The sequence below is a fragment of the Winogradskyella sp. UBA3174 genome (genome assembly GCF_002364335.1).
Taxonomy (GTDB): domain Bacteria; phylum Bacteroidota; class Bacteroidia; order Flavobacteriales; family Flavobacteriaceae; genus Winogradskyella.
In genome coordinates this window covers 1-11,198 of the sequence record NZ_DEXW01000016.1, presented here as the reverse complement: position 1 = coordinate 11,198, position 11,198 = coordinate 1, and the positions used below count along the sequence as shown (strand labels likewise).

Below are 11,198 nucleotides of genomic sequence, written 5' to 3'. Positions count from 1 at the left end.
ACTCTACAGGTGATTTTAGTAAAGCCACAACAGCAGATTTTGCGGAAGATGTGTTAAGCGCAGTACGTTATTTGAAATCGAGAAAAGATATTGATTCAAAAAATATCGGGTTAATAGGCCACAGTGAAGGAGGTATTATTGCGCCGTTAGCAGCCAATCAAACTTCAGACATCTCATTTATGATCACATTGGCTGGCACAGGGATTCCTGGAAGTGAAGTATCGGTTATGCAATCTAAATCATTGAGACCTTTTCCAGTTCCTGATGAAGCAACTTTTGAAAAAAATGTAAGAAAATCTATTGAAATAGCATCTTCTGACGACGAGATATCAAAGAAAAGAAAAGAATTAAAGGCACATAATAACACCTATTTAGCTCCCATTTTAAAATCGTTAGGAGCGAGCGATAAAAATATTTCAATATTTATTAAAAAAGAAACGGAGGGTGTTTTAAAACCTTGGAACACCTATTTTTTAAACTATAATCCAGCGGATGAATTTGAAAAATTAAGCATTCCTGTATTGTCTCTAAACGGGTCTAAGGACATCCAAGTCAATGCAACCGTAAACCAAGATGCGATACAAAATGCCCTAATTAAGGCAAATAATAAAAACTATAAGATCGTTGAATTAGAAAATTTGAACCATTTATTTCAAGAATGCACAACGGGTAAAATGAATGAATATAAAACCATAGAACAAACACTATCACCAATTGCATTGAAGGAAATTTCTAAATGGATTTTAGAAATAATTCGGATAAATTAAAAACTAAGATTTTATAAATTCTAAAAAAAAATACACAACAGCATGTATAGCGAATGAAGCGCAATTATGGCTTCACGTGAGGCGCGCCTCACTCGCCATATACAGTGAACGTTAGAAGTAATTGACCTAGATATGAAAATAGTAAAACGACTTCATACATGTATTCCATTCCACACAAATTCCTCTACGCACCTATCTTCGCTTCGGAAAAAGAATGTTTACTCGCACCTCACCTAAAGTGATACAATGTAAAAAACCTGCTAATTTATAGTTATATAGAACTTAGGCCATTAAGTTATCGTCATATTTTATTTAAGAATTTCTAAATGTTAAATAAATGTTAAATACATACAGACTTGTCTGTTTTAATAAAATGTGTCATATATTCGCTGTATGAAAAAACAAGGTGTTAAAGAACGCATTATTGAAACAGCCTCAGATTTGTTTTATAACCAAGGTTTTAATCAAACCGGTATTAATCAAATAATTGCAGAAGCTGGAGTTGCCAAAGCAAGTATGTATCAACATTTTAGATCAAAAGAAGATATAGCTGTAGCATATTTAATTGCACGACACTCAATGTGGATGGGAAAATTGAATGATTCTGTTTCTGTTCAAAATACACCAAAAGGTAAAGTAATTGGTTGTTTTGATTATTTACTAGAGTGGCTTAATGAGGTAAATTTTAGAGGTTGTGGATGGCAAAATATTATTACAGATTTGCCTATTGATCATGACAAAATTAGAGATCAAGCCATTCATCATAAAAATGATCTCAGACTTTGGATTCAAAAGCAACTGAAAGATGAAGGTAAATATGAAAGTTCTGAAGAATTAGGTGATGAAATTCTGATTTTAATTGAAGGGGCTATTATTTTATCTCAAATTCAAAAAGAAAAATGGCCAATTACAGCCGCAAAGAAAGCGTGCATTAAGCTTTTGAATTAAAATTAAAAACTTTAATAAATAATAGGAGAAAACAATTTAATTAACAATAATAAACAGACCTGTCTGTATTTAATTTAAATATGAAAAAGATAACACCCCCTTTCACTGAGAAAACAGCAAAAGCAAAAGTACAAGCGGCTGAAGATGCTTGGAATAGCAAAAATCCAGAAAAAGTAGCTATGGCCTATGCGATAGATTCCCAATGGCGAAATAGAGATCTGTTATTTACAGGTAGAAAAGCAATAGCTAAATTTCTATCTGATAAATGGAAAAAAGAACTACACTATAAATTAAAGAAGTATTTATGGTCATTTACTGAAAATAGAATCTCGGTTCGCTTCGAATACGAGTGGCAAGATGCCAAATCTGGTCAATGGCAAAGAACCCATGGTAATGAACATTGGGAATTTAACAATGAAGGTCTAATGCAAATAAGAGATATGAGTGCAAACGATATAGAAATTGAAAAACACCAACGAAAATTTAAATAATCTATAAAAATCAATAAATATGAAAACAGCAATCAATTCAAAAAGTTCCATTTGGAATAGCAAAAGAAGACATAGATAAGAAAGACTTATCAATTCACAAATCAATTTAATATTAAAAAATGTCACTAAAGAACAACACAAAACTTGCCTTAGGAATAATAAGTTTATTTCTAGCGCTACCATTAATAACTGGAATTTTAATGTTAATCCTTTTAAATTAAATAATTATGAAAATACTAAAATCTTTAGGCTTCAAAGAAGCCAACACAAATTCACAAGAAATTTTTAATGCCGTTAAAGGTAAAATTGGTATGGTACCAAATCTATATGCCGCAATGAGTGTATCAGACAAATTATTAGGGGGTTTTTTAACTTTTACTGAAACCCTAAAAAGCGGTGAATTCTCAAGTAAAGAATATGAAGCTATCGCTTTAGCAACATCACAAGCAAATGACTGCGCATATTGTTTATCAGCACACACAGCAATTGGAAAAATGAATGGCTTTACTGAACAAGACATACTCGATATTAGAGGCAACTCAATTGCCGATTCTAAATTGAATGCTTTAGTAACATTAGCAAGTGAATTGGTAAACCTAAAAGGGCACCCAACAAATACAACAGCAGACAATTTCTTTGAAGCTGGCTTTAATAAAGCTGCATTTGCAGAAGTAATTGCAATTGTTGCATTGACTACGATTACAAACAATGTATACCACAATGGAGGTTTTGAAATCGATTTTCCAAAAGCTCAACATTTAGAACAATCACAAGACGTATAAACACTAACCCATTAAAACACACAAACAATGAAAACACAAATTTTAAAATCAGCACTAGGTATTGCTATGATAGCGGTATTATCTCTAGGATTATTCTCTTTTGAATCTCCTGAAAACAATATAACAATTCATAAAAAGGAACAAATACAAACAACGCTTTACAAAACTGTAAAGGTTAATGGTTTGGATATCTTCTACCGAGAAGCTGGAGATGTAAACAAGCCAACTATTTTATTATTACATGGTTACCCAACATCATCGCATATGTTTCGCAATTTAATTACAGACTTGTCTGTACGATACCATGTGTTAGCACCAGATTATCCTGGATTTGGCAGAAGTAATCAACCTTTAATGAAAGACTTCGACTATACTTTTGATAATATGGCAAATATTGTAGAAGGCTTTTTAAAAGAATTGAAAGTTGAAAAATACAGTATTTACTTAATGGATTATGGCGCTCCAATTGGCTTCAGAATTGCTTCTAAGTATCCCGAAAAAATTGAAGCACTAATCATTCAAAACGGTAATGCTTATGACGAAGGTTTAAAAGATTTCTGGATTCCTATTAAAAAATATTGGAACGATTATACTGTTGAAAACGGAAAACATTTAGAAGGATTTCATTCTCCAGATGGTTTAAAATGGCAATATACGCATGGTGTTCAGGATTCCTTAAAAATTAGTCCTGACAATTGGACCATCGATTTGCAACACTTAACTCGACCGGAAAATGATAAGATTCAATTAGCTATGTTTTACAGCTATAGAACCAATGTGCCTTTATACCCAAAATGGCAACAATACTTTAGAGATTATCAACCACCAACGCTAATCGTGTGGGGAAAGAATGATTATATATTTCCAGCAGATGGTGCACACCCTTACAAAAGGGATTTAAAGAATCTAGAGTTTCATTTACTAGACACAGGTCATTTTGCTTTGGAGGAAAAAGGTGGCGAGATTGCCAATTACATTCTTAAATTTTTAAAGAAAAATAATATTCAATAATAGTGTGATTAGTAGTTTTTTATGCCAGCTTGGGTGACAAGCAATTGAGATTGATAGCAATACTCAAGCTGGTAATCACACTAAAAAATAACACATAAAACACTAAAAAATGAAAACAATAAATTAGAAGAATAAAAACACTACTCACAACACCGTATAAAATTAATTGATAGTTCTCGACTACCTACAAAAATTCCGTTGGAATTTCCTATCTTTGATTAGTTTACTAATTGAGTTGCTTAACCACGCAACTAACCTTATACATAAACGTTAGTATTCATTGAAACAGCACTTTAAAAATTACACCTATGAAAAACAATCTATATAAAGTCAAATCGAAATTAGAAAATTATGCAAGTGAATCAAATTTGACTGAATTACAGGTTATTGAGAAACTAAATGATTATTATTTCAATAAAAATGTAAACGATAATTTAAAGCTTTATAAGAAAGGAAAGAAAAAAGTAAGTGAAATAACTAGAGACCTAAAAATATCACCACGAAAGTTTTACGCAATTTTGGAAAAGAAAAAAATAGAGCATAAAAAATATAAAAAGAGTGATCTAAAATAAAACGCCTGGTTTTTAGCTAATTCACGCAATTGGAAACTGGATTAAAATAAGAAACCGAACTGTGTCCCGAATAAAGCAATTTACGGAATTGCTCCCACATTCGGAATTAAAAAAGTTTACGGAATAAATCGCTGAGCGAATTCACTCAAAAACTGGAGAAACAGAAAACAGAAACAAGCCGAATAATTAATTGCTTTGGTAAGTGCTTATCTAGAAAATTCCGTGAGAATTTTCTCTAATCCGAATTTGTTTACTAATTTAGTTGCTTAACCAAGCAACTACCATACACATCAAGTTAGACAAAATAAGTCGATATGACTAAGAAAAATAAAATAGTGACATTCGTTTTCGATAGACTTCTTTCTCAGAATACTCGCGGAAAAACTGAAAAAATTATTCTCAAAGTTGCAATATTTAGTTTTTTTATCCATTTGGCGATAATCTATTTTATGAAATTCGGTTTTATAGATTTTTCATCAGACTCAGAATTACTAAAAAATCCTATATCAGCTGTTTACACGCCATTTTCTTTTATTCTTATTTATGAGGTTTATCTCTTAATTTACTATTTACCAAAATCGTTTACAACATATATAACCAAACAGTACGAAATTATAACACTAATTATTATACGTAAGTTGTTTAAAGATTTATCAGCTTTAGAACTTTCTGAAAATTGGTTTGAAATTAAAGGAGACTTGCAGTTTACTTATGATTTAGTTGCTTCTCTTTTACTTTTTTATTTAATATTCCTATTTCAAAAACAAGGAAAACAAAAACTAGTCCATCAAGTAAGCATCAAACCTATTATTGAAAGATTTGTCAATAAGAAAAAATTAATAGCAGTTATTTTAGTACCATTATTTTTTGTTATGGCTTTATATACGCTTATCGATTGGTCTACAGGAATTTCCATCTCATCTAACGAATTACCTACATTTGAAAGTATCAACAATCTATTTTTTGATGAATTTTTTACGGTACTAATTTTGGTAGATGTTGTTCTGCTTTTGATTTCCTTCTTTTATACGGACCAGTTTCATAAAATTATCAGAAACTCTGGATTTGTCATATCAACAATTTTAATAAGAATGTCGTTTGGAGTAAGTGGATTAGTCAGCACTATTTTAATTGTTACAGCTGTTCTTTTTGGACTAGCAATAATAACAATCCATAACAAATACGAAAAAAACACTTTGCCTAACAACCTGTATAATTAATTGCTTATTATCTGTATATTCGGAAAATTCTACGAATTTTCCTCTGGTTCGTTTTCTTTTATTAATTAAGTTACTAGCCAATGCAACTAACCATACCCGAACACGTTATATCCAAGCAAAAAATCAGCCTTTCAAATAAGCGAAAGGAAAGAGTTTCTTAGATTCAAGTAATAAACGCAACAGTTTGCTGTTGTAAAAAAAAGCCTAAACCCTATCATATCTAGCAAAGGGGAGCTAATAAAAATTTAAATGGATTAGTCAGACAGTGCTTTCCAAAAAAAACTAACTTTGACTTAATTCAAGAAAAACAAGTCAAAAGAGCAGAAAAAAATACTAAACAATAGACCCAGAAAGAGGTGTAATTATTTTACGCCTGATGACGTATTTGTTAACGCAATCAACAACAAAGGAGTTGTCGCGTTTATGACTTGAATCTACCTTTTAAAATAGATTAATGACAAAAAGTAAAATCATCTTTTAAAATTGAATAATACGGGAAATAGTTCTGAAAAATTATAGATTGGATTTAGAATAATAACAATAATAAGCGGAATCATATTAGCATTTGAGAAGCCTTTAATAGGAATTCCAGGTGAAACTATCGGAATTTGGTTGGCTGTAGTTAACATGCGGAAAATCAAAAGTAAAAACAGGCAATAGGACTTTTAAGGTTATGCTTTAATAGTAGACGAAATACAAGAAGAATTTCAAATTAATTCATCTTTAAAAAGTTGGATTCAGATTCTAATAAGCCGAAAAAAATCAAAAAAGCCAGCATATAATATCGTGTATAATTAATTGCTTTGGCAAGTGCTTAACTGGAAAATTCCTTCGGAATTTTTTCTAATCCGTATTTGTTTACTAATTTAGGTTCTTAACCACGCAACTAAACATACACATAACGATAAAAGACCATCTACTAAAAAACAGTATTATGAAAAATTATATTTTAACATTATTAATTGGAATTACATTAATCGGTTGTTCTAACGATAATGAAACTGAACCAGTTCAAAGCAGTTGTGATTTTATAAATTTTAAATATTATAACGGAACTGAAGACTTTTTGGGAGTAATGTCAAATGAATATATTTTAATAGCAATTGATACTACTTATAATGAAAGTGAAATTCAAAATTTCATTACAACCATAGATGTTATTGACCAAAACTACAATTACACAATTCAGACTAGTGGACAATATAAATTTAAGGAAATACCATTAAAGTTAAATACATCCAAAGATTGTGAAGAAATAACTCAAATAATTTCAGACTTAAACCAAAACACAATTATTTCCTACGTTCATTTCACAATGGATAGCGATGACTGCAATAATTTGATTTGGGAACCAATAGGAAATTTATGTATAAATAGTTACGGAAGTAGTTTTTTCGTAAAAGTTTTTGATGCAAACAATTTAACAGACTTAAACCAAATGATTATTGAAACAAATACGGAAATGGTAGAACAGAATCAATTTATGGAAAAATGGTTTGAATTAAGAGCTACTAAAGAATCAAATGGAGATGGATTAGCGATGGCAAATTTTTTCTATGAATCTGAACTTTTTGAACATAGTGAAGCTGGAATATCAAAATATCCTGTAGAATAAAAAAAAGGAACTGAAATTATGATTTTATCAATTTTATTAAGCCTAACCCTAATTGGACTTGGAATGATTCATTTCAGTTGGGTAATCGGAGGAAAACTTGGGTTTTCGAAATCGTTACCTACCAAAGAAAACGGAGAAAGAGTATTGAATCCGAGAAAAATTGATACCGCTATAGTTGGAATTGGATTAACAGCATTCGGAATTTTTTATTTATTTAAATCAGGACTACTCGAATACAATCTGCCAGAATGGATTATGAAATATGGAAGCTAATAATTCCAATAATATTTCTTAAAAAAACAGTACCAGAGAGAGAGAGAGAGAGAGAGAGAGAGAGGTCTCTAACTATCTGTAAAAAAGTGCGATATCCGTTTGTTCGTAGCAAATTAAAAAAAACGACAATTCTAAAGAATCAATTATAAAAAAAGTATACATATAGCTTTGTTCTTTCTTGTTTTTATTTCTTGTTCTATACAGGGAAATATATCACTCGATTTGAATGTTGATAATAAAGAAAGTTTAAATACTTATCTTACTAAAAATAAAGTGAATTTTGAAAAAGATGATTTATATTTCTATTAAAGATTTTAATAGTTTCACATCTCTGAGCAATAAAGGTAAAATTAAAGTGCCTGAAATTCTATTCTTCAATTCTAACGGCTATCTAGTTAAAAATAGGTTTAATAACAAACGATGTACGAAAGTTATTAATGAAATTGAAAAAATCGATTCCTTAAAATTTAATAAAAAAATCACCATTAATGATTGGTCAGAAAATATTTCACCGCTAAACAAAGACTTAACGGAAAAAGGGACTATTTTTATTATAATAAATTGGGCGAAATTTGTTTGTAAATTTAATGAAGAATCATTCGACTGGTACAAAGAGTTAAAGAAGCAAAATCCAAATTTGAAAGTCAACTGTATTGAATTTAGATATACAAGAAAAATGGAATTTAACAGAACAGCAGAAAAAAACATTAAATATTGAATAAAATCTGCTGCATGGCGCCTGTCACGTATTTTTATTGCGATTACTTTGCTCTGGTAAAAAGCTTTATAAACACGCATCTTCTTTTATTTTTTCCTTCTAAAAATTCTCTTTAAAATATAATGGAATCGGCTTGTTCTGAGGGTATCCGAAGGGATAGGAGAGAAGTTGCAATATGCGTGAAATGGGATGAACTTTTAATTTTATTCATGTTTTATGCTTTTAAATTGTGAATAAATTACTTTTTTTAAGTGTCTAACCATTTTTTAAAATTTGTTGTTCGTTCTCTTGAAACGATTATTTGTTCTTCTTGGTTCGGTGCTATTTTTATTGATAATCTGCTATTAAAATAGGAATGAATTTCTTTAACAGCTTCAACAGAGACCATATATTTTCGATTTATTCTAAAAAAATGAATAGGATTTAATATCTCTTCTAATTGATCTATAGTGTATTCAATAGGGAATTTTCTACCTTTTTTATTTCGTAAAAATATGACGCCATTATCTGCCATAAAATAGGCAATATCTTCAACATTAAAAGTGCTGAACTGATTACCAACCTTAACCATAAATCTTCTCTTATACTCCTTTTTAAATAAGTGCCTTATCGCTTCAATATCTGTGAACCTATTGTTGCTTTTTTCTATTGTTTTGGTGTATTTTTGAAGTGCTTTTTGAAGTTCTTTTTTATCTATCGGTTTTAACAAATAATCAAGTCCGTTATATTTAAAACCTCTAATCGCATACTCATTATAGGCGGTTGTAAAAATTATTGGTGGATGATTTTCTAACTGATCAATAATATCAAAACCATACCCATCATTTAACTGAATATCTAAAAAAATAAGATCAGGTAATTCATTATTTTTAAACCATTTATGACCACTTTCTACAGATGAAATTTGTGCTAATATTTCACAGTTAGGAGCTAATTCCTCAATTAAATTTCTTAAACGTCTAGAGGCGATATCTTCATCTTCTATAATTACGGCTGTCATAGTATTAAATCGTTAAAGTGGTTTCTGTAGCTTGTTTTAAATCTGCAGAAAGTAAGGGCATACTTACTTTAAAAGTATGATTGTTATTATCAATAATTACTTCCTCTTGGGTATAAAAAGCATATCTGTTTTTAATATTTTTAAGACCAAGCTGTGTTGATTCTTGAGAATCTAGTCTTTTTTTAAGATTGTTTGTAATTAGTATTCTATTGTGATCTATATAAATTTCAATTTTTATGGGTTTTTCTTTAGAATAGTAATTATGTTTTAAGGCATTTTCTACCAGCATTTGTATCGATAAAGTGGGTATCAATTTTAAAAGGTGTATTTTATCTATATCTGTGTGGATCGTTATGGCTTCATTATGTCTTACTTTCATCATAAAAATAAAAGAATCTAAAAACTGCATTTCTTTATCCAATGTTACTAAATCTTGTTCTTTATTGTCTAGAATATACCGATAACAAGAAGCTAATCCACTCACAAAATCTGATGCTAAATCTCTATCTTCATAAATTAAAGATGTTAACGTATTTAAGCTATTAAAAAGAAAATGTGGACTTATTTGACTTTTAAGAGAGGAGTATTTAGAATTTATTACCTCTTTTTTTAAAGCCAACATAGAAAGTTCAAGTTTTTTTTTGTCACTAGATATCCAAAAAAACTGGTTGAATCCTGCAAAAACAACCGTCAACCCAAATGCTCTGAGCATGTCTATTTTAAAAACACTCCAAGGCTCTTCTTTTTCAATATTATAAAATATATTGATTTCAAAAAGCCATACGTAGTAGATACTGCCAGAAATTACAGTCAAAACTAAAACTGTAATTATTAGTATTTTACCGTGTATAAATAGCTCATTGGTAATTTTTTTTTTTTTTGCTTTTCGTATTAAGTAGTCATTTGTTTCCCATATAGACATAAACAATACAAAAGAGGAAACATAATAAAAACCTCTTTTGCTATTTATTAAATCAGTAGTAAAACCACCATCAATGAATAATATAATAATGAAAAATACAATGTTAATCGCTAGAAACCGTAGACCTAATTTCTTTAAGTAACCTTTAGACATTGTGTGTGTTTGTGTGTGTTTCATTTTTGGATGCTATCAAATATAAGACAAATGCTAGATAGTATTTACTCCTAAATATTTAGTTGTCAAAATTCCCTTCTAACTGACGAAATCTATAGTTCAGTTGATTTTTTGTTAAAATCAACACAGAAATTTTATTAAAAGTGTAATTCTACAATCCAAATCAAAAAAAATACACTTCATAATTATTGTCTTTATCATAGCATGGAAACTACAGAGATTTGTAAAAAATAAATAAATAAATAATGAAATTAATTAAGTTTTTAGCAATGATGATATGCGCTGTATCATTTGCACAATCAGGAGTCATTAAAGGACGTATTTTAGATAAACAATCAGAACTTCCCTTGATGGGAGCTAGTGTAGAACTATTGGGGTCTGAAATACCCAAAGGTGTAATTACAGACTTTGACGGGTATTTTACATTAACTGATGTCCCTATAGGCAGAAAAGCCATTAGAGTAAGTTACCTAGGCTATGAAACCAGTACAATTCCAGATATTGAAGTGAGTACAGGAAAAGACGTAGATATTACCGTAGCACTTACAGAATCTATTGGCAGTCTAGATGAGATTGTACTGACAAGTAGTACGAATAAAATAAGATCTTTAAACAAATTTTCGGCAGTCTCAGCACGTCAATTTGGTATAAAAGAAGTTGGAAGATATGCTGGTGGAAGAAGTGATGTTGCACGATTGGCAAGTA

At 29.9% G+C, this 11,198-nt stretch carries 13 protein-coding genes and 1 pseudogene; 12 read left to right on the top strand and 2 right to left on the bottom strand.

The features are described 5' to 3' along the window. The 11 genes and pseudogenes from B2U95_RS01480 to B2U95_RS01435 all read left to right on the top strand — a co-directional run. The coding region (locus tag B2U95_RS01480; RefSeq protein ID WP_296311756.1) for an alpha/beta hydrolase at positions 1 to 767 on the top strand (767 nt) is incomplete at its 5' end. A gap of 393 nt (positions 768 to 1,160) precedes the next feature. Continuing rightward, complete coding sequence (locus B2U95_RS01475) at positions 1,161 to 1,715, top strand: TetR/AcrR family transcriptional regulator (protein ID WP_296311753.1); 555 nt, start codon at positions 1,161 to 1,163, stop codon at positions 1,713 to 1,715. A gap of 80 nt (positions 1,716 to 1,795) precedes the next feature. Further along, the gene (locus tag B2U95_RS01470) at positions 1,796 to 2,206 is read left to right on the top strand and encodes a nuclear transport factor 2 family protein (RefSeq protein ID WP_296311750.1); all 411 of its coding nucleotides are present in this window, start codon (positions 1,796 to 1,798) and stop codon (positions 2,204 to 2,206) included. Between the two features lie 227 nt (positions 2,207 to 2,433). Beyond that, positions 2,434 to 2,988 (top strand): carboxymuconolactone decarboxylase family protein, encoded by a 555-nt coding sequence (locus tag B2U95_RS01465; protein ID WP_296311747.1) that lies wholly within the window; start codon positions 2,434 to 2,436, stop codon positions 2,986 to 2,988. A 27-nt stretch (positions 2,989 to 3,015) separates the two neighbouring features. After that, complete coding sequence (locus B2U95_RS01460) at positions 3,016 to 3,999, top strand: alpha/beta fold hydrolase (RefSeq protein WP_296311744.1); 984 nt, start codon at positions 3,016 to 3,018, stop codon at positions 3,997 to 3,999. A 308-nt stretch (positions 4,000 to 4,307) separates the two neighbouring features. After that, positions 4,308 to 4,571: a hypothetical protein gene (locus B2U95_RS01455; protein ID WP_296311742.1), complete on the top strand. Its 264-nt coding sequence runs from the start codon at positions 4,308 to 4,310 to the stop codon at positions 4,569 to 4,571. Positions 4,572 to 4,885: 314 nt separating this feature from the next. Continuing rightward, positions 4,886 to 5,791, top strand: coding sequence for a hypothetical protein (locus B2U95_RS01450; RefSeq protein WP_296311740.1), 906 nt, complete (start codon positions 4,886 to 4,888; stop codon positions 5,789 to 5,791). Between the two features lie 206 nt (positions 5,792 to 5,997). Beyond that, a pseudogene (locus B2U95_RS16330) lies at positions 5,998 to 6,223 on the top strand (IS30 family transposase); the annotation flags it as partial. Between the two features lie 502 nt (positions 6,224 to 6,725). Next, positions 6,726 to 7,406 (top strand): hypothetical protein, encoded by a 681-nt coding sequence (locus B2U95_RS01445; protein WP_296311739.1) that lies wholly within the window; start codon positions 6,726 to 6,728, stop codon positions 7,404 to 7,406. An 18-nt stretch (positions 7,407 to 7,424) separates the two neighbouring features. After that, complete coding sequence (locus tag B2U95_RS01440; protein WP_296311736.1) at positions 7,425 to 7,679, top strand: DUF3995 domain-containing protein; 255 nt, start codon at positions 7,425 to 7,427, stop codon at positions 7,677 to 7,679. 289 nt (positions 7,680 to 7,968) lie between these two features. Next, complete coding sequence (locus B2U95_RS01435) at positions 7,969 to 8,397, top strand: hypothetical protein (protein WP_296311733.1); 429 nt, start codon at positions 7,969 to 7,971, stop codon at positions 8,395 to 8,397. 247 nt (positions 8,398 to 8,644) lie between these two features. Here the strand turns inward: B2U95_RS01435 and B2U95_RS01430 are convergent, their stop codons facing one another. Both B2U95_RS01430 and B2U95_RS01425 read right to left on the bottom strand, forming a co-directional pair. Continuing rightward, positions 8,645 to 9,397, bottom strand: a complete 753-nt coding sequence (locus B2U95_RS01430; protein WP_296311729.1) for a LytR/AlgR family response regulator transcription factor — start codon at positions 9,395 to 9,397, stop codon at positions 8,645 to 8,647. 4 nt (positions 9,398 to 9,401) lie between these two features. Further along, positions 9,402 to 10,496 (bottom strand): sensor histidine kinase, encoded by a 1,095-nt coding sequence (locus B2U95_RS01425; RefSeq protein WP_296311727.1) that lies wholly within the window; start codon positions 10,494 to 10,496, stop codon positions 9,402 to 9,404. 242 nt (positions 10,497 to 10,738) lie between these two features. Here B2U95_RS01425 and B2U95_RS01420 point away from each other — a divergent pair. Continuing rightward, the coding region (locus tag B2U95_RS01420; RefSeq protein ID WP_296311724.1) for a carboxypeptidase-like regulatory domain-containing protein at positions 10,739 to 11,198 on the top strand (460 nt) is incomplete at its 3' end.